Genomic DNA, 18,176 nt, shown 5'->3' on the forward strand with positions numbered 1-18,176 from the left:
ATATATTGGCGGGAAAGACTCCCGCCTATTAATTAATTTTCTCTATTATTGCGGCTCTCGCCATTCTATTTGTAAGCTATTTTAGAATATTAACAATCTTCTCTCACCAAAGCAGCTAACGTCTGTAAACCAATATCAGCTTGTTCTTCTGTTGCATGACTGAAGTTAAGTCGTAACTGGCCACAGCCCTCTGACGGATATGGCAGGAACGATTCGCCCGGCATAAATGCAATATTTTTTTCGAGTGCTTTAGGCAATAGTTTACGAGTATCAATACAATGATTAAGTGTGAGCCAGAAGAATAACCCACCGGCAGGTTTCTCCCAAGTGGCAAGAGAACCAAAATGGCGTTGTAAAGAGATCTCAAATGCATCACGACGACTCTTATAATATGTGGCCAGTTGGTCCATATGTTCAGCATGGTTGGCGGCACCTAGCTGTTGCAATACCAGCCATTGGCTGATTCGGCTACTGTGTAGATCAGCCGCCTGCTTTAGCCGTGTCAGATAAGGAATTAACTCTGACGAAGCAACCAGATAGCCTAACCGCAATGCCGGGGATAAACTTTTAGAAAAGGACCCCTGATAAATCCACGGTGCGTGCTGTAATAAGGCACATACCGGCTTTCGCTCACACGGATCATAGACCAGGTCATGATAGGGATCATCTTCAAACAGCGGCAACATAAGGTCATCACACGCCTTTGCTAATGTGGCCCGCTGCGTACTATCAAGACAGTGACCACTTGGATTCTGAAAAGTTGGGATGCTGTAGGCAAAAGCAGGCTTTTCTGTTTTGAGTTTATCAATATCAGGTTGTGCCGAATCATAAGCCACAAATTGTGCCCCGAAGAACCGAAATACCTGCAATGCCGCCAAATAAGTGGGCGACTCAACAGCGACAGGTGTTCCTGCATCAATAAATAATTTAGCGACCAGATCAATTCCTTGTTGCGAGCCTGAAATAATCAGGACCTGCTCCTCAGTGCAAGATAAACCGCGCCTACATAAATTCTGCGCAATATGCCTGCGCAATTCTGTTTCCCCTTCACTGGCCCCGTATTGCAACATCGATTGCGGCATTCCTTCCAGGTGCAAGTGGGGGAAACTTTCAACCGCAGGCAAGCCGCCAGCAAATGAGATCATCCCAGGCCGTTCAATAACAGAGAGTATTTCCCGTATAGGCGAGGGGTGAAGATCGTGCAGCCGTGAGGAAAATCGATTATTCTGATCCACTACAGTCTTATTCATGGCAGTCCTTCCATAAAGGTCAACATATTTGACCTTTATGGACAGTAAAATGGACGGCTGATTACGTCAATAGTATTGACCTAATTATTTTTTAATTTGTGATAAAAATCCGATGGCAACCTCCAAAAACGTCCCGCAACAGGAAGACCAACGACTGCATCAAGCCATCGAACAGTTCTATTTTGGTTATCGGACATTTACTGAACTACCGGATAAATTACTGGCTCAGCGAGGATTAGGTCGGGTTCACCACCGCATCCTGTACTTTGTCGGACACAATCCTGATATCGCCATCAATGCCTTGTTGGGAATTCTGAAAATCAGCAAACAAGCGCTTAATGCACCATTAAAACAATTAGTTAAAATGGAGCTAATCACGGTTACCACCGCCGAATATGATCAAAGAGTGCGGCAGTTATCTCTCTCCCCCGCCGGTAAAAAGCTTGAATCTCAATTAACAGAGACACAAATGCAACTGCTACGACAGGTATTCCAACAACTGGGAAAAGAAACAGAAACAGCGTGGCTGCAAGTTATGCAATGTCTTAATAAGGATTGAGATTAGCATCAAATTATAAGATGTTCTGTGTGAGCTATACTCGAATGAGATTAATGGCTGGCATTTAATAGAAGGGATAAAGAGTGATAGACCATACGGGGATTAACGTTACTAATATATTAATAAGTAAAGATTTTTACAGTGTAGCGCTTGCACCTCTCAATTACGAGATACGTCTAAACCTTGGTGATGCCTGTGGTTTTGGTGTGAAAATTTCAGCCAATGGGGATGATCCCGGCGGTGACTTTTGGGTAATGGAAGGTAAACCTTATACCCCAAGAAGCCATATCGCTTTCCGTGCTGCAAGCAAAAATGAGGTCAATCAATTCTATAATGCTGCCATGGAAGCTGGTGCAATATCGAATGGAGAGCCTGGCTACCGTCCTCATTATCATGAAAACTATTATGCTGCATTTGTTCTTGATCCAGATGGTTACAATATTGAAGCTGTCTATCATGGCAAATAATTTATAAAATAAAGGTTTCTATTTAATCAGAATGGCTATCTACTGATGATATGCACTGTTTTCGTGCATTAAATTTGACACTCACCATCGCCACTAAACAATACTCCTAATTACTATGTTGCATATCGATTATGCTTTTAATATCTGCTAGCATCCCTGCCAGCGCTATCACATAACTTAATTGATCGGAGAAAGCGCTCAATCCAGCAATGTCGAGCGTTATACGCTATTTTATTAGTTACTCAACCGCGATGAGTATTAATAACACTTTGAATAAGGCAATTTTGGAATTGAAGATAACGTTGATAATAGCCGGTATTGTTGTGATCATCGCGGTGATAGTCTGGCTCATTCTTCGCTCGGCAGCTAAAGACGTTGAGGATGATTATTAAATGATGATCCTCTGATTTAACCTCCCTCCAGCTTGCAGTGCTAAAGAGAAGGTTGAAATCCTTCTATGCTCCCAAACAGCCATTGAGAAACCAACGTTAAAATAAGTATTCTGCATATATTACTTGCTTCCCCATACCTTGTGTGGGCCTCGTTATATAAATAAGCGAGTTAGCGAGCATACTTGTGGTTATGTGATGCATGTCATTTCAAATCAATTGTAATTGATCACTTTTTGATCAATCATTTTAGTGCCAAATCCACAGCGCTTTCATGTCTGTCAACCTGTAAGCAAGCTATGAGACCCTGTAAAAGGTTATGGATTAGGTCTTGCTTCCGCCACGAAACATCATGTCTACAAGTAATTAGATGCTAGTGGCGGCCTTTTGTATTGAAAACCGGACAATCACTTCCTCTACCTTCTTCCACCGAGCAATCATCACATATCAGGTAAATTACCGTGCCACTGGCCCTGGTGTAACACCCTTCATTTTACCAATGCCCCACTAATCCCTTCAGTCCCCTCTTTATAAGGAAACATTAAATACTCCGTCTCACCATCGCCCAGTTTCTCTAGTTTAGTGTTAAAGACCGCTTCATAGAATTTTTGTGCCCGATACATGCCTGCAACACAAATCTCAAACTAGCCACCGATATTTGCTTTCATCATATTCTCTAGTAGGTTTTTTCAGATAACGTCCTAACACTCATTCTTATAAATGGTGTTTTTTTATACAACATTATTAATCAAGTTATCTGAAACTACTTCATTGACGAAATATCAGAACATCGAGGGGTTATTTTTATCCATTATCAAGCTCCAGAAATGACAAAGCCCCAGCGATTAGCTGAGGCTTTAAATTTGGTGCTGTGATAGCTGACCCTGTAACCGTACCAATGATAATGCAATCCTTGCACCAAGGTAACTATCACAGCACCGTATAATTTACATTGTAATTATAAACAAACAGTAAACATGACCAACTTTATAGTGGGCATGACTCACAAAATGGCAAAGCCCCTACCGTTAAGCTAAGGGCTGAAATTTGGCCCGCCACCGAGGTCTCGAACCTCGCACCTACAACAACTATGGTTATCGGCTCTATCCAGCTGAGCTAGTGGCGGTTACAGAGCGAATTCTACGCATCAATTTATAAGCACGCCATCAACAAGGTTACTTTTCAGATTATTCAGCCCACCAATCCAAGTTCAAAAACGACAAAACCCCACCGAAGCGAGGTTTATTTGGCTGGCTAGGCACTACTGCACAAACAATTCTTATCACACTAATGCACTTTTTGCGGCCGCACCGACACTTTTATCATAAATTTCTGACTTCATTATTGCCGGATCCATTTCTAGGCAAGAAACAGATCAAGGCATGGACAGAAAGATTACAGCAGGCCATCAAGATTGCCGATGAAATAGAAATAGCGCTAAGAGTGAGCAGTATTTATGTACTGCAGCAAAAGTCAGGGCATGGCTACACAAGAGATGGTTTCAATAGTCGGTGGCGCAATGCAAAATTACTGGCCGCAAAGACATTTCCTGAATTGGATTTTGATTTCACGTTTCATGATTTAAAGGCAATGGGAATATCCGATTTAGTCAAATTAATCACTATCTTATTGACAATAACAATATTTGAGGCTTTATTACATCATTAGTGAAATGTTTTTTAATATATTGCCACCACTGAACAAGTGTGAATACTATTGCAGAGTTGTCATGGCAAAATATCGTATTTTCTTACGACAACATATTTTAGTTTTATTTTTCTAAACCAAAAGACATCAGTTAATAAAATTAATATTCCAATAATCCTAACCTCACCACCAGTGTTAAATGTAACTAGAGCGCCAATAATAGCTAAAATAACCGAGCCTACCTTTGAGTACTTTGTCTATAATTTTTTAACTGATGTAACGCCATTCATTGCATAAGTGGCACCGCTTACCGTAAACAAGCATTTGTAACCCATACATCCCCATGACTAAAGAATTCTTTTTCTTCTATTATATTGTCCCAGAAATAAAGATAGCTATAAAAAATGTGATACTGAAAATTTATCGATAATAAATTACTATCAATTTAGTGATTAGCAAGTTATTTCAAAATTTGTTGTGCTATAGCTCTTACAACCCTATCAGATTGAAGAAGACCATCTCCGATAGCATGCTTCCCCCATGCAAACTCAAATCCAAATCACTGAAATTCTGCGCCTGCTGCACAACCTGATCCGTATTGGTACAGTGGCCGCGGTCGATCTCGACCAAGTCCTGCGCCGCGTGGCGACAGGAGACAATACCACCGGCTAGTTAAACTGGCTGACGCTGCGCGCCGGTCAATCGCGATCATGGTGAGCACCGTCCGAGGGTGAGTAGGTGTTGATATTGTCCCTCGGTGACGAACTGGATACAGCCTTTGTGCTGCGTGGCATTTTCTCTGATGACTTCCCGCCGCCGTCGGCCTCGGCGCATGGCCGACAGCGGAAAACTGGCCGCTGATTGAATTACCCGAACTACCGCAGTGGCTTTTGATTGAAGCGGTGAATCAAGGTTATATCGTTTCCACTTGGCCACTTGTCATAGAATAGCTCACAAGAAATACCGTTAATACACGCTGCCAAAATAGATGTATAGTTATATTTATCATCCAGATAACAGCAATAGGAGCTGTAATGTTCGGGCAAGATAAAACCGCTGGCACCATGATATGGTGGGAAAAAACCGTTGAATACTATTTCGTGGCTAAATATTTGAGTGACACAGCTGCTATAGCCCCATTAGATGGCAATCACGAGAAAGCCGGTGACAATATATTTACTCAGGGCAATAAATGGGTATTAATTGAATTTAAAAGAAGTAAGGCCGACTTAGAATCCGAAAAAACAAAGTTTATTAATTATCAACAGGCTCAAAGCGCTCTATCCGCAATTGATGGTCATCATTTCCTGATTTATGGCGGCATGCTCTACACAGGTGAATTTTCACTATGGGCACAAACCTATTTCTCTGGTAGAACCGGAGTCTCCCTAGATGAGGTCATCAAAAATGGTAAAGGCATAAGAGCTTTTATTATTTATGTCGAAGCATTTATCGCATTTAAAAAAGGTGGTAATCCTGGTAGTTCGGGTGGTCTGGGGGTAACGGATTATGCGCAAGTGGCTTGCGTCAATAAAAATGGGGATATATGTGCCTGTATGTCTCTTGACGAGTTCCGTCGTTCATTAGGTGCAAAACCGACGCCTGACGCAAAATACAAAAGTGCAGCGCCGAGTATGTAATCATCCTTATTTGTTTCTATAAATAGTGGCACTATTACTTAATCAGTAATAGTGCCACCTTATTTTGTGCTATCCCTCACACAGCCCCCATCACCTGCCCGCGCGTAGCAATCCGGCACCATAACAAATGTTACCACCCTGATCCGTAAAAATGGCTATCGCCTCTTGGGTTCCCGCTCCTGCTCTGATTATCCGCTATTTGCCTTTGAAAACTACATCCGTACCACGCAAATGTTGGCTGACACCATGGCTGAGGCCCATATGTGGGCCAACGATAAGCCGCTCACGCCCTCGCTGGCAAAGACATTTGTGTTGTGAGGCTATTTCACGCAATGACATCAAGCCAGCTCGGTACGCCGATTCGATGGCCTCCCAATCTGGTTTGGTCATTTGTTTACTCCAATAAAAAACCGCCGTAGGCGGTTTGATAATAATATTTAACACATAAAATGTGACTCCCAATATAGGGAATCTTCAACTATTTAATTATTAGTGCATCCGCCGTTAGCTTGACAGTGTCCATGTTCAGGAGTGCCAACATCAGGCCCCGTTGCAGGATCATTACAATACGGCCACCACTTGCTGGATGGATTACATTCTTCAGCCATAGCACCCGCAGATAGCAACATAACACTAACTAACAGTAAGCCTTTTAACATATCTTTCATCGTAACTTCCTCCATGATTAGCCGCCTAAAGTGACGGACGATGCGACGATTGCTTTTAATAACCTGCAATAGCCACCCTAATCATTAATTCATCAAGTCCACTAATCAATCAAATAAGTTGGTTTGTTTAACCGCTGTTAATAATAATTCTTATTTCCATTGGTAATGGCATTAAATTAAGGAAAATCTTATATATCCGCACCATTATCGATGGCACTCAAGGAATGCCACCTGTAATGCTACTTTACTGAGGTAATTTCCAATTCTGAGCTGGCAGGCCAGCACATGTAGCCATCGTCACCGACTTGTCCAACCCTGCAGTTGTCAGGCACTTATTTGACGCCACATTTCGCACATCCGAACCAACACCTTGAAGAGCTTTCCACTGTTGTTTTGTGTTCTGATAATCACAGGTTGCCATGACCGGAGTTGAGCCACCTTCATCTGACAAACACTGCCCACTTTTCAACACGATGTAATGGACGGTGTTTTTTTCTGAACTGGCCTTTGCCACGCTATCACAGGCTAACAAGGTGGGCTTACCTTGGGTATTCTCATCCAAACAGTTACGGCCATTTGCAATATTAAGATGGCCGGATATTGTTTCGGTAGCCATAGTCACTACCTTAGCTCCTTGGATATCTTCTTGTGAAGTTGCTGCAACCGAAGAGAACGATACAGTCAAAGCAACAATTAATGCAGATAAGCGAACTACCATATAATCACTCCTTGTGAATTAATTATCTTTCTAATTATTAACGTATTGTACTTAACAATAAATTAATGACCTGTTTTTTTATACAGTTAAAAGCTGACGCTATCAAGCCTTTATTTACAAGTTATTAACTCCATTTATATAACGTTAATGTCCGATCCTTTTTCATTGCTTCCGGGTGGCGTTCTGCCGCCAGCTAATAACCTCATCGAGCCGCGCAACTCACGCTTAAGAGCTAGGGCATACAACCCACTATCGCCCCAAGTGGTACCAACGAATTCAGGTAGCGTACTTGTGCCTCGCAAGACAGGCTGATGTGCTTTCATTACGCAAGGATCAATTCAGAGAGTCAGGTATATACATCAGGCAGGGTAAGACAGGGGCAAAACAAATCAAGGAATGGTCGGAGCGATTACGTGACGCTATCGCGCTGGCTGAGTCCCTGTCCTTACAGCCGGGTATCAGCAGTATCTACATCATTCGCCAACGAACGGGACTGCGGTATACACGCGACGGTTTTAATAGTCGATGGCGCAAAGCCAAAGAAGCAGCAAAAGAAGCGCACCCTGAGCTGGATTTTAATTTCACCTTCCATGACCTGAAAGCTAAAGGGGTTTCTGATCTTGAGGGTTCACTCAGTGACAAACAGGCGATATCAGGACACAAGAATGCAGCTCAAACAGCACGATATGATCGTAAAATTGCGATAGTGCCAGCGGTAGGAGACCAGTAAAGCAGAAATAATATTATGAAGAGATATTATGAAAGGTGATTTTAGGCACAAAAAAACCGCCTCTCGGCGGTTAACGACATACTCATACTACTTTGTTTTACTTAGAATATTTTCCATGGTGCCCGGGGCGGGACTTGAACCCGCACAGCCATAAGCCGAGGGATTTTAAATCCCTTGTGTCTACCGATTTCACCACCCGGGCTCTGGAAAACTGGAGGCGCGTCCCGGAGTCGAACCGAGGTAGACGGATTTGCAATCCGTAGCATGGCCACTCTGCCAACGCGCCTTATTCTTCTTTGCCTTTACAGCTGAGGTTCGCCTTAAGCCAACCTACTAATTTGGAGCGGGAAACGAGACTCGAACTCGCGACCCCGACCTTGGCAAGGTCGTGCTCTACCAACTGAGCTATTCCCGCAACATCAGAACTTACTGATTCTTTTGCTATCTTTCGACATTTCGTTGCTGCCGTCTGATGCGATGCATTCTACTTACCTGACGCAATGAGTCAATAAAATTATCTGACTAATGTGTTCGTTTGCTGCTTTTTGCGGCGCTTCGATCAAGGTTCGAGCAAATCATTCCAGGCGGCGTTTAAATATTGAAACATTGACCAGAATGTCAGTACCGCAGCAATGTAGAGAAGAACAAAGCTGGCGAGCTCAACATTATGGTCTGGGCGCCAAAGTAAGCCAACCAGCGAACCCATTTGAGCCGTGGTTTTCACTTTACCAATCCATGACACCGCAACACTGCTGCGCTTACCGATTTCAGCCATCCACTCACGCAGGGAAGAAATGATGATTTCACGGGCAATCATAGTTGCCGCCGGTAGAGTGATCCACCAGACATGATAATGCTCAGCGACCAACACTAATGCGATGGCAACCATAACTTTATCCGCCACAGGGTCAAGAAAAGCCCCAAAACGGGTAGTTTGTTTCCAGCGGCGCGCTAAAAAGCCATCAAACCAATCGGTTGCTGCTGCAAACACAAATATGATGGCACAAACCATCGGAGCCCAAACGAATGGCAGATAAAACGCCAGAACGAAGAATGGGATGAGTACAACACGAAACAGGGTAAGCCAAGTCGGTATATTCAATTGCATAATGCTACGATAACTATCTGGCTGGGGTGGATATTATGAGTATGGTGCAACATTAGCCTCAGTGTTTCAATGCATTGTAGATTTTTTCTGCCAATGCTTGTGAAATACTCGGCACTTTTGCAATTTCCTCGACGCTAGCATTCAGTAAAGGTTGCAGTCCCCCCATATACTTCAGCAAAATTTGCCGCCGTTTAGGGCCAACTCCCTCTATCGTTTCTAATGCACTGGTATTTTTTACTTTAGCACGACGCTGCCTATGTCCGGTGATAGCATGGTTATGCGAGTCATCTCGGATATGTTGAATCAAATGCAATGCTGGTGAATCTGGTGGCAACGAGAACCCCTCCCCTTGCGCCTCCAGGAACAATGTTTCCAGCCCCGCTTTTCGATCACTTCCCTTAGCAACGCCGACCAATAATGGTTTTTGCTTATCCCACTCAACGGTGAGAGAAGCAAACACGTCAAAAGCCTGAGACAGTTGGCCTTTCCCTCCGTCAATGAAAATAACATCAGGAATTTTTTTGTCATCTAATGACTTACCATATCGACGTTTAAGCACTTGAGACATCGCCGCATAATCATCACCGGGCGTTATGCCACTAATATTGTAGCGTCTATATTCCGAACGTACAGGACCATTTGCATCAAATACGACACAAGACGCGACAGTCTGCTCTCCCATCGTATGGCTGATATCAAAACATTCCATACGATTGATCTCATCAAGATTAAGAATCTTGGCTAACTCTTTCATTCGCTGATGTATTGTTGATTGCTGCGATAAACGAGTAATCAACGCAGTAGAGGCATTTGTGCGCGCAAGTTTAAGGTAACGCGCTCGATCCCCCCGAGGACGGCTTTGGATCTGAATTTTTCTTCCGGCCAACTCAGAAAGAGAGGAAGCCAGCAGATCCTTTTCCTCTAGGGTAAAGTCCAGCAAGATCTCACCTGGGAGCGTTCGCCCCTGGCTTCCTTGCAAATAAAACTGCCCAACAAAGGTCTGAACGACTTCACTGAGCTCAGTCCCAGCAGGAACTTTCGGGAAGTAACTCCGGCTTCCCAGCACTTTCCCTTGTCGAATAAATAGCACATGGACACAAGCTAACCCGGCATCAAACGCCACACCGATAACATCAAGATCTTCATTGTCGCCCGAAACGAATTGCTGTTCAGTAACTCGCCTTACTGCTTGTATTTGATCTCGAATACGCGCCGCATCTTCGAAATGCAACGATTGACTGGCTTCCTCCATCCGGGAAATCAGTTGTGTCAGTACCTGTTGGTCTTTGCCCGAGAGGAACAAACGCACATAATCAACCTGGCGTTGGTACTCATCATCGCTCACAAGACCTGCAACACAAGGGCCTGAACAACGGCCAATCTGATATTGCAGACAAGGCCGTGAACGATTGCGGTAGACACTGTTTTCACACTGCCTTACTGGAAAAAGTTTTTGCAATAATGCCAAGGTTTCGCGGACAGCATAAGAGTTCGGGAACGGGCCAAAATACTCACCCTTCTCATGCTTAGCACCGCGATGAATAGCTAAGCGCGGGTGAGTATCCGCACTCAAGAAAATAAGAGGATATGACTTATCATCACGCAACAGTACGTTGTAACGAGGCTGATAAAGCTTGATATAGTTATGCTCAAGCAGCAGTGCTTCCGTTTCTGTATGTGTCACGGTCACATCAATTTGAGCAATATTCTTAACCAAGGTCTCTGTTTTTCGACTGGCAACCTGAGCACGGAAATAACTCGTCAGACGTTTCTTGAGGTCTTTTGCTTTGCCGACATAAATAACTGTCCCCGTCTTATCATACATACGGTAAACACCAGGTTGGCTGGTGACAGTTTTCAAAAACTCTTTAGAATCGAAACAATCAGTCACTATTAGACAACGTCTCCGCGTTAAACAGACCGTGGCGAATGGCCAGATGGGTCAATTCAACGTCACCACTTATATTAAGCTTGCTAAACATCCGGTAGCGATAGCTGTTCACCGTTTTCGGACTCAGATGAAGTTGTTCCGAAATGTCGTTCACCTTTTGGCCTTTCGTTATCATGAGCATAATTTGTAACTCACGCTCTGACAAACAACTAAAAGGCGTTTCGGCTGGAGGCTCTAACTGACCCAAGGCCATCTGCTGCGCAATATCAGAAGCAATGTAGCGTTGCCCCGAATGAACCGCACGGATAGCCGTAACAACATCCTGAGGTGCTGCCCCCTTACTTAAATACCCACCGGCACCAGCCTGCATGACTTTTGCGGGCAGCGGATTTTCAGTATGGATGGTTAGCATGATAACTTTAGTATCTGGAGAAAAACGCAAAATCTTACGAGTTGCTTCCAACCCGCCGATACCGGGCATATTCATATCCATCAAAACGATATCAACAACATGGCTACGGCACCATTTTACCGCATCTTCACCACACTGCATCTCGCCCGCTACTTTGATACCCTTGATATCTTCAAGAATGCGTCGAATCCCTGCGCGCACCAGTTCGTGGTCATCAACAAGAAGAACGCTAATCAAAGAAAATTCTCCAAAAATAAGGGAGTAACCTAATCACGCTTTGTTTACGACAATGATATTACTTGTTTTCGACCAAAGAATGAATACAGAATAATTGCAAATTCATATCTATATTGTTTGACAGATATTATTTTTATCATCATTTCGACTATGTACATAAAATCGCTGACATATCAATTAACGACATGATAAAAAAGAAAAGTTTTTTTAAGAGTTTTCTTGGCATTACACTGCTATTCATGCAAACAGTAATTGCTGACATCCCGAAACTTATTTTTACATGAAAAAGCACAACATATTGATACCACACAGGATCGGCTATTTCCGTTCTAATTTTGCGGCATAGGAATTATTCTTAGTTTTGTTTATTTATTGTTTATCTCTTATTCACGCTCAAAATGAGTGATTTTTGACACAAAATTACTCATTCAGAAATGGTATGATTTTTATGAACAAAACTCACTTAATTAAGATAATACTTACATAGTCAGAGGAAGCATCTTCCAGACATACCTATCCCCTGCTCGCCTTCGACCACATTTTGCGCCACAAACTAAAGATTAAGCACATGTTATCAAAGCTGACCATCAGTTTATGATATAATGCTATAACTGTTTAATAATGCCGCGAATGTTCACTGCGATACTGGGTTAGCCCACATCACTTTGTTCACAGGTAAGCTATCACTTCAGGAAAAAAAATGAGTAATCCAGACTTTACCACTTCTGCTGACCCAGAAACTTTAGCAAATGAAGTTGCATGTTTGAAAGCAACATTGACTCTATTGCTAAAAGCGATCGGCCAAGCCGATGCTGGGAAAGTAATCTTAAATATCGAACGTTCCATTGCCGGTATCGAAGACACTGCTCAAGCTGAAGTTTTCACCAATACCCTGGCACAAATCAAGAACGGCTATCGTCAATAGCTTATCAAGATATAGAGTCTTATTTTGCTCCGCTGCCATATATAGGAATTTCTTTGTTTTTCATTGAAATATATTCTATTGGCAGCTTTTTTAAATTTTTCGGGATTGCGATGGGACTGTTACTTAAAGCACTGATCGGCGCCATAGTTGTGGTATTGATTGGGCTATTATCGAAGACGCGCAATTACTATATTGCTGGTTTAATCCCGTTATTCCCTACTTTCGCCCTCATCGCACACTATATTGTTGGCCATGAGCGCAATATCGAAGCACTGCGCATAACAATTATATTCGGTTTATGGGCTATCATTCCCTACTTTATCTATTTGATATCGCTTTATTTTTTAATTGACTATTTACGCCTACCACTCGCATTGACCGCGGCTGTGTTATGTTGGGCCATCGCCGCCTGGATACTTATAGCTGCCTGGAACCAATGGCATAGTTAACGAAAACCATACCATTATCAGCGCAATAGTAATAAAACAAGCGCATGAATAGCCAACAGCGCCACAGAGAAGGTGAGATTCAAATTACTGATAGATTTTGATCTGACTTCATCAGAAGGTATATCACTTACTTGAATTTTTCTGACTCTGTAAACCCAGTACCCGCCGAGCACCACAAAAAGCAAGGCCAGAGACACCGCCAAGAGTGGAGATCCCCAGACTAAGTACTCACTTAATCCTGCAATAGCAAACCAAAGAATGACAAAGACCATGATTAACCACCTAAAGTTTTGATAGTCCGAGCTTAGCACACTCCTTAAAAACCATTAAGACCCACTTACAAGAAAAAAAGGAATGCAGAAAACATAAAATGTCAGTCTAAAAACATCATAAACAGCAGAAATGAAGTTAATAAATAGTTAATTTAAAAAAAGAACCGTATTGAACATCCACAATTAAATAGCATAAGATAAAGCGATAACTAAATTATAAGACAAATCATCTATGACTTTATCTAAAACATGATAAATTCAGCTCAAAAATCAACATTATCCTGTGTTTTGTACATTCAAATAAAATGCTTAAAAAATCAAATTAAGTAGTTTTATTACATCAAGAATTCATTTTATTTGCCGTTATACATTGCACCTCTTATTTAATATACGTAATGTTCATGAAAAAGTTCTCCGACCTATCCATTTTGACAAAGTTACTCTCAGGCTTTTCGGTTGTTATTGTTATGATGTTATTGCTAGGTGCTGTGGCACTATCACAGTTAAGCAGTAATAACGCCAGGCTGGAAGCCTATCGCGACAGTTGGTTACCGGGTGTTCGCTATGCATTAGAGATGCGAGGCGTTTTAGCCGAATTGCGCCTGCAGCAGGTTCAGTATATCGCCTCATCGACAGAAAAAGAGCGCGAAGGACACCGTCTGGAGATATTACAAGCCGTAGACAACTTTCGTGCCGCGCAAGATAGATTTCTGAAATTACCCGAAGGTTACAATCACTCCGAACTATTCAAGATAATAATGTCAGATTTTGACCACTTTTCTCAGGCAAACAGTCTCGTTATTGATGCGGTTAATAATAATCAATTAGCTGAAGCCACTAAAGTTAGTGGTGATACATCAAGAAAATATCGCACACAGTTGATGAAAGACCTCGCTGAATTAGTCGTGCTGGAAGTTCAAGGTGGGGAACAAGCTGCAACGGATGGTCAACAAAGCTTTAATACTGCCAAAAACGTACTTATCGCTTTATTGCTCTTTGCTGTTTTCATTTCTGCACTGCTTGCTGTCATGATTGCCCGCAACTTTTCTCGTTTATTGGGAGGGGAACCGGCCTATGCTGTGGCTATTATGGGCCATATCGCCGCCGGAAACTTATCCACTGAAATAAAACTTCGCCCAGGTGATAATAATAGCTTACTGGCTTCCCTGAATATCATGAACCGGCAGTTGAAGAAAACGATTAATGAGATCATGCATGGGAGCGAATCAATTTCTGTGGCGTCGAATCAGATTGCTCAGGGTAATGCTGACTTATCACAACGTACCGAGGAACAAGCATCCTCTCTGATTCAAACCTCAGCAAATATGCAGGAACTCACCCAAACCGTACGTCAGAATGCGGAGAATGCACGGCAAGCAAGTGAGTTAGCGGTTAATACAGCAGCAACCGCCACAGAAGGCGGAATTATTGTTGATGAAATGCTACTTCGTATGCAAGAAATCACCAAAAGCTCAAGGAAGATCGTCGATATTATTGCTGTTATTGAAGGCATTGCCTTCCAAACCAATATATTAGCGTTAAATGCTGCAGTTGAGGCCGCCCGAGCGGGCACCGAAGGTAAGGGATTTGCCGTTGTCGCAAGCGAAGTACGCACTTTGGCACAGAAAAGTGCAAATGCAGCCAAAGAGATAAAGCAATTAATTGTTGGTACGGTTGAGAAAATTAATGCGGGTTCAGAACGCGCTGACCATGCCAGTCAAGCGATGGGCGAGATAGTCGACTCGGTGGGGAAAGTTGCTCATATCGTTGGCGAGATATCGACGGCATCACACGAGCAACACATTGGTATTCAAGAGATCGGTATCGCTGTAGAACAGATGGATCAAGTTACGCAACAAAATGCCGCATTGGTTGAACAAGCCGCCGCCGCCGCACAATCATTAACGGAGCAAGGCGCGGAGTTGCGCCAGATTATCCGTTTCTTTCAAATTAATCAGCCATCATTAAGCTAAGGAAATAATGACTAAGCGCTAAGTTGTGTGAATCATAGCAACTTAGTGCCTAGCTCAAGATGATATGGCATCTTCTCTGAAGAACATATTCATTATACGGATTACAGAAGTTCTTTCTGTACCCAAAGGCTAATACTCCCGCCATTAACAGGAAATGTCGCCCCACCATCTTCATCTGTAGTAATAATATCCTGACGATTACCTAAGTAATCAGCAAACTCTTTATTTTCAAAACCTTCACCAAGGACGATTGTTTTTTCACTTTCTGCGCCATTCGAAAGAATCACCACACAACCGGGTGCCTCCGCCGTACCAGCACGAACAAAAGCAATACAGTTTTTATCATCAAAATAATCGGTTTGTGCGCCATGAGCGAAGCGTTGTCTGGCTTGAATTAGCCTCTCCAATTCAGCAACAACCGGCATCTCTATCTGATAAGTCCCCCCATCTTCACCGTTATCTTCATAATTGGCACCAAAAAGATCGGGGTAAAAAACACAGGGAATACCTTGTTCTCGTATTAAGATCAACGCGTAAGCCAAAGGTTTAAACCAAGGTTCTACAGGTGCTTCCAGGGCCTGAAGTGGCTGAGTATCGTGATTGGCCACCAACGTAATGGTATGTGACGGGTCAACTTCAATTAATGAGCCATTGAATATTTGCGTTAAATCAAAATCTTCGCCCTGTTTCGACGCTTCGTGAAACTTGTGATGTAAAGCAACGTCGAACAACATTACATTGCCTTCTACCCGTGCCAGATATTGTTGTAATTTTTCGATATCAGGGGACCAATACTCCGCAATAATCAGTAAATCATGTTCTGTTTCATTTTGTATATATTCTATCCATGCTTTAAAAAACCATGCTGGGATATGTTTTACTGCATCCAATCTAAAACCATCAATTGGCAGTGACTCCAGTAACCATTTTCCCCAATATTTTAACTCATCCATAACGGCAGGATTACGGAAATCAATATCCGCCCCCATCAGATAATCAAAATTACCTAACTCATCATCAACCTCTGTATTCCATCCCTCATCGCTATAATCGTTTACTATCTTAAAAACCCCCTCATCTGAGGGTTCTTCAATATAATCAACACCGGTAAAACACTGTTTATCCCAAACAAAGGATGAATAAGTTTCATTGCGGCCAGAAAACGTAAAACGGGTATAGGCAAGGGCGTCGATAATATCATCGTCCATTTCAGTCCGGTTATCAGGATTAACTTTACGGACACTGACCTGTTCTTTTTCATCCGCCCCCATCTTGTGATTGAATACGACGTCAAAAAGAACTTTTATGCCATTCTCCTTCAATCGGTTAATCGCATTCTGTAATCCTTCTTTGTCGCCATATTTAGTCGACTGAGTCCCCTTCTGATCAAACTCCCCCAGATCAAACAAATCATAGGTGTCATATCCTACAGAATATCCTCCTGAGGCACCTTTATATGCGGGGGGAAGCCAAACGATATTAATTCCAAGTTGGCTAATATGTGCGGCTTGATCTGAGACCTCCTGCCATAATTTACCGCCATCAGGATAGTACCAATGGAAAAACTGGAAGATTGTGGGATTATTCATAGGCTTGATAACTCCATTTAACCGTATATCTCACAGTATGGCCCACTTTATAAAAGTTGGATTGGCAATAAGGTAATAGACTGTGTATTCGTTTTAATAGTGAGTTAATGTAAGGTCGGCCAGCATTAAAAAGAGGTAATTTAAATGAAAATAGTGGATATCCCCTTCGGTATCACCGATTGGTCAGAAATAGAAACAACTGAGCATAAGGGGGAGCAAGGGGTTGCCTACTGGCGAACACAACTTTTTGGTCGTGTTAGAGTCCGTATGGTTGAGTACAGTGCTGGATACAAAGCTGACCATTGGTGTTCTAAAGGGCATATATTGCTGTGCCTTGAAGGCGAACTAAGCACTGAATTGGACGATGGGCGAAGCTTTATATTGAAGGCAGGTATGAGTTATCAGGTTGCCGATGGCGCCGAAGCACATCGTTCATCTACAATCTCAGGGGCCAGACTTTTTATTGTCGACTGATCACGTTTTTCGAAGATGTCTATGAGTCCTTTATATTCAGCTAGCAGCCAGTCCTCGGCTGTTAGCTGAAATAAACGTTGTTACTGCCCTTCAGGTAATGAATCAACGGGGTTATCCGGGTATAAAACCCGAATACGTCGTCTGACAATCTCGACCTGAAATGCTGCCATGACTGCAATCATGATCAGGATTTCACCAAACCCGCCTTGTTCCGTTGGTTGATTATAAAGATATTGCAGTGTCCCTATAATCCATTTAGAACCAACCAATAGCAGAAATAAAGTTATCGTCAGTGGTGTTCCCTTGCAAAAAATACGTCCATCAGGTTCACGCCAAATCTCTATAAGGCGACCTTGCAAAACACCGACAACAATACTAAATAAAACTCCGCTACCTAAAACTACCCAGGAAGTCATCGTAGCGGGCATATATGTTCCACCGACTACCAGGCCGACCATCCCGTAAACCCAGGCCCATTTAAAACGGGCGGGGCCTAAAGACACCTCGTGGCTGACCGACTGGCGGTACAATGCAAAAAGTGTTAGCACCAGAATAATCAGTATTTGTACGGGAGTCATCGCTATCTCCTTCAAGAGAAGCATCTAATCAGGGATAAAGTGCCTTAATCTGGCATAGTGGCTACCTGCTCTCGCAGTATATTCACGCTTTATCAGTCTTTGGCAACACCAAACAGAAGGTGACCCTTCCCGAACGGTTAACGAAGTCCGTCAACACGTACTGTATAAAGTTTAGGCTATTTCTCAATAAATAACAGAAT

At 42.8% G+C, this 18,176-nt stretch carries 17 protein-coding genes, 3 tRNA genes and 5 pseudogenes; 13 read left to right on the forward strand and 12 right to left on the reverse strand.

Going from position 1 to position 18,176, the window contains the following annotated elements; genetic code table 11:
• Positions 1-89: 89 nt before the first annotated feature.
• Positions 90-1,250 (reverse strand): PLP-dependent aminotransferase family protein, encoded by a 1,161-nt coding sequence (locus tag A6J66_007225; GenBank protein ID PNM24013.1) that lies wholly within the window; start codon positions 1,248-1,250, stop codon positions 90-92.
• 112 nt (positions 1,251-1,362) lie between these two features.
• On the opposite strand from A6J66_007225, the gene A6J66_007230 reads away from it, so the two are divergent.
• The 8 genes and pseudogenes from A6J66_007230 to A6J66_007265 all read left to right on the forward strand — a co-directional run bounded on the left by A6J66_007230 (position 1,363) and on the right by A6J66_007265 (position 6,255).
• On the forward strand, positions 1,363-1,809 hold the full coding sequence (locus A6J66_007230) for a MarR family transcriptional regulator (protein ID PNM24014.1): 447 nt from the start codon (positions 1,363-1,365) through the stop codon (positions 1,807-1,809).
• Positions 1,810-2,063: 254 nt separating this feature from the next.
• Complete coding sequence (locus A6J66_007235) at positions 2,064-2,276, forward strand: glyoxalase (protein ID PNM26921.1); 213 nt, start codon at positions 2,064-2,066, stop codon at positions 2,274-2,276.
• A gap of 209 nt (positions 2,277-2,485) precedes the next feature.
• The gene (locus tag A6J66_007240; protein ID PNM24015.1) at positions 2,486-2,668 is read left to right on the forward strand and encodes a hypothetical protein; all 183 of its coding nucleotides are present in this window, start codon (positions 2,486-2,488) and stop codon (positions 2,666-2,668) included.
• Positions 2,669-4,027: 1,359 nt separating this feature from the next.
• Positions 4,028-4,333, forward strand: a pseudogene (locus tag A6J66_007245) (hypothetical protein).
• A gap of 519 nt (positions 4,334-4,852) precedes the next feature.
• Positions 4,853-5,143, forward strand: a pseudogene (locus tag A6J66_007250) (phage baseplate assembly protein V).
• Positions 5,143-5,262, forward strand: a pseudogene (locus A6J66_007255) (phage tail protein). Before A6J66_007250 ends, A6J66_007255 begins: the two co-directional pseudogenes overlap by 1 nt.
• Positions 5,263-5,346: 84 nt before the next feature.
• A complete protein-coding gene (locus tag A6J66_007260; protein PNM24016.1) occupies positions 5,347-5,952 on the forward strand; it encodes a hypothetical protein in 606 nt (201 codons plus the stop codon).
• 129 nt (positions 5,953-6,081) lie between these two features.
• Positions 6,082-6,255: pseudogene (locus A6J66_007265) on the forward strand (phage tail protein).
• Between the two features lie 179 nt (positions 6,256-6,434).
• Here the strand turns inward: A6J66_007265 and A6J66_007270 are convergent.
• Both A6J66_007270 and A6J66_007275 read right to left on the reverse strand, forming a co-directional pair.
• Positions 6,435-6,620 carry a hypothetical protein gene (locus A6J66_007270; protein ID PNM24017.1) on the reverse strand — a complete coding sequence of 62 codons (186 nt, stop codon included), beginning with the start codon at positions 6,618-6,620 and terminating at the stop codon, positions 6,435-6,437.
• 244 nt (positions 6,621-6,864) lie between these two features.
• On the reverse strand, positions 6,865-7,338 hold the full coding sequence (locus A6J66_007275) for a hypothetical protein (GenBank protein PNM24018.1): 474 nt from the start codon (positions 7,336-7,338) through the stop codon (positions 6,865-6,867).
• A gap of 274 nt (positions 7,339-7,612) precedes the next feature.
• Here A6J66_007275 and A6J66_007280 point away from each other — a divergent pair.
• Positions 7,613-8,068: pseudogene (locus tag A6J66_007280) on the forward strand (integrase).
• 116 nt (positions 8,069-8,184) lie between these two features.
• Here A6J66_007280 and A6J66_007285 read toward each other — a convergent pair.
• The 6 genes from A6J66_007285 to A6J66_007310 all read right to left on the reverse strand — a co-directional run bounded on the left by A6J66_007285 (position 8,185) and on the right by A6J66_007310 (position 11,716).
• Positions 8,185-8,270, reverse strand: a tRNA-Leu gene (locus tag A6J66_007285).
• A gap of 10 nt (positions 8,271-8,280) precedes the next feature.
• Positions 8,281-8,354 (reverse strand) — tRNA-Cys (locus A6J66_007290).
• A 53-nt stretch (positions 8,355-8,407) separates the two neighbouring features.
• A tRNA-Gly gene (locus tag A6J66_007295) sits at positions 8,408-8,483 on the reverse strand.
• Between the two features lie 144 nt (positions 8,484-8,627).
• Complete coding sequence (locus A6J66_007300; GenBank protein PNM24019.1) at positions 8,628-9,176, reverse strand: CDP-diacylglycerol--glycerol-3-phosphate 3-phosphatidyltransferase; 549 nt, start codon at positions 9,174-9,176, stop codon at positions 8,628-8,630.
• Between the two features lie 58 nt (positions 9,177-9,234).
• Positions 9,235-11,067 carry an excinuclease ABC subunit UvrC gene (gene uvrC / locus A6J66_007305; GenBank protein ID PNM24020.1) on the reverse strand — a complete coding sequence of 611 codons (1,833 nt, stop codon included), beginning with the start codon at positions 11,065-11,067 and terminating at the stop codon, positions 9,235-9,237.
• Positions 11,060-11,716 carry a two-component system response regulator UvrY gene (locus A6J66_007310; protein ID PNM24021.1) on the reverse strand — a complete coding sequence of 219 codons (657 nt, stop codon included), beginning with the start codon at positions 11,714-11,716 and terminating at the stop codon, positions 11,060-11,062. Before A6J66_007310 ends, uvrC begins: the two co-directional genes overlap by 8 nt.
• A 700-nt stretch (positions 11,717-12,416) precedes the next feature.
• Here A6J66_007310 and A6J66_007315 point away from each other — a divergent pair.
• Together A6J66_007315 and A6J66_007320 are read left to right on the forward strand one after the other, a co-directional pair.
• Positions 12,417-12,641, forward strand: a complete 225-nt coding sequence (locus tag A6J66_007315) for a hypothetical protein (GenBank protein ID PNM24022.1) — start codon at positions 12,417-12,419, stop codon at positions 12,639-12,641.
• Positions 12,642-12,751: 110 nt separating this feature from the next.
• The gene (locus A6J66_007320) at positions 12,752-13,090 is read left to right on the forward strand and encodes a GlpM family protein (protein ID PNM26922.1); all 339 of its coding nucleotides are present in this window, start codon (positions 12,752-12,754) and stop codon (positions 13,088-13,090) included.
• A gap of 17 nt (positions 13,091-13,107) precedes the next feature.
• On the opposite strand, the gene A6J66_007325 is transcribed toward A6J66_007320, so the two are convergent.
• On the reverse strand, positions 13,108-13,362 hold the full coding sequence (locus A6J66_007325; GenBank protein PNM24023.1) for a hypothetical protein: 255 nt from the start codon (positions 13,360-13,362) through the stop codon (positions 13,108-13,110).
• A 401-nt stretch (positions 13,363-13,763) separates the two neighbouring features.
• On the opposite strand from A6J66_007325, the gene A6J66_007330 reads away from it, so the two are divergent.
• Positions 13,764-15,335, forward strand: a complete 1,572-nt coding sequence (locus A6J66_007330; GenBank protein PNM24024.1) for a methyl-accepting chemotaxis protein — start codon at positions 13,764-13,766, stop codon at positions 15,333-15,335.
• A gap of 101 nt (positions 15,336-15,436) precedes the next feature.
• Here the strand turns inward: A6J66_007330 and A6J66_007335 are convergent, their stop codons facing one another.
• Complete coding sequence (locus tag A6J66_007335; protein ID PNM24025.1) at positions 15,437-16,924, reverse strand: alpha-amylase; 1,488 nt, start codon at positions 16,922-16,924, stop codon at positions 15,437-15,439.
• 144 nt (positions 16,925-17,068) lie between these two features.
• On the opposite strand from A6J66_007335, the gene A6J66_007340 reads away from it, so the two are divergent.
• A complete protein-coding gene (locus A6J66_007340) occupies positions 17,069-17,398 on the forward strand; it encodes a hypothetical protein (protein ID PNM24026.1) in 330 nt (109 codons plus the stop codon).
• Between the two features lie 80 nt (positions 17,399-17,478).
• On the opposite strand, the gene A6J66_007345 is transcribed toward A6J66_007340, so the two are convergent.
• Positions 17,479-17,976, reverse strand: a complete 498-nt coding sequence (locus A6J66_007345) for a hypothetical protein (protein ID PNM24027.1) — start codon at positions 17,974-17,976, stop codon at positions 17,479-17,481.
• Positions 17,977-18,176 lie beyond the last annotated feature (200 nt).

It is taken from the genome of Yersinia enterocolitica (assembly GCA_002082245.2).
Taxonomy (GTDB): Bacteria; Pseudomonadota; Gammaproteobacteria; order Enterobacterales; family Enterobacteriaceae; genus Yersinia; species Yersinia enterocolitica_E.

Excerpts from the sequence above, each read along its gene's own strand:
- A6J66_007300 (PNM24019.1), bottom strand. The coding sequence starts at position 9,176 with ATGCAATTGAATATACCGACTTGGCTTACCCTGTTTCGTGTTGTACTC.
- A6J66_007315 (PNM24022.1), top strand. The coding sequence starts at position 12,417 with ATGAGTAATCCAGACTTTACCACTTCTGCTGACCCAGAAACTTTAGCA.
- A6J66_007345 (PNM24027.1), bottom strand. The coding sequence starts at position 17,976 with ATGACTCCCGTACAAATACTGATTATTCTGGTGCTAACACTTTTTGCA.
- A6J66_007225 (PNM24013.1), bottom strand. The coding sequence starts at position 1,250 with ATGAATAAGACTGTAGTGGATCAGAATAATCGATTTTCCTCACGGCTG.
- A6J66_007340 (PNM24026.1), top strand. The coding sequence starts at position 17,069 with ATGAAAATAGTGGATATCCCCTTCGGTATCACCGATTGGTCAGAAATA.
- A6J66_007320 (PNM26922.1), top strand. The coding sequence starts at position 12,752 with ATGGGACTGTTACTTAAAGCACTGATCGGCGCCATAGTTGTGGTATTG.
- A6J66_007325 (PNM24023.1), bottom strand. The coding sequence starts at position 13,362 with ATGGTCTTTGTCATTCTTTGGTTTGCTATTGCAGGATTAAGTGAGTAC.
- A6J66_007235 (PNM26921.1), top strand. The coding sequence starts at position 2,064 with ATGGAAGGTAAACCTTATACCCCAAGAAGCCATATCGCTTTCCGTGCT.
- A6J66_007240 (PNM24015.1), top strand. The coding sequence starts at position 2,486 with ATGTCGAGCGTTATACGCTATTTTATTAGTTACTCAACCGCGATGAGT.
- A6J66_007330 (PNM24024.1), top strand. The coding sequence starts at position 13,764 with ATGAAAAAGTTCTCCGACCTATCCATTTTGACAAAGTTACTCTCAGGC.
- A6J66_007335 (PNM24025.1), bottom strand. The coding sequence starts at position 16,924 with ATGAATAATCCCACAATCTTCCAGTTTTTCCATTGGTACTATCCTGAT.
- A6J66_007270 (PNM24017.1), bottom strand. The coding sequence starts at position 6,620 with ATGAAAGATATGTTAAAAGGCTTACTGTTAGTTAGTGTTATGTTGCTA.
- A6J66_007260 (PNM24016.1), top strand. The coding sequence starts at position 5,347 with ATGTTCGGGCAAGATAAAACCGCTGGCACCATGATATGGTGGGAAAAA.
- A6J66_007230 (PNM24014.1), top strand. The coding sequence starts at position 1,363 with ATGGCAACCTCCAAAAACGTCCCGCAACAGGAAGACCAACGACTGCAT.
- A6J66_007275 (PNM24018.1), bottom strand. The coding sequence starts at position 7,338 with ATGGTAGTTCGCTTATCTGCATTAATTGTTGCTTTGACTGTATCGTTC.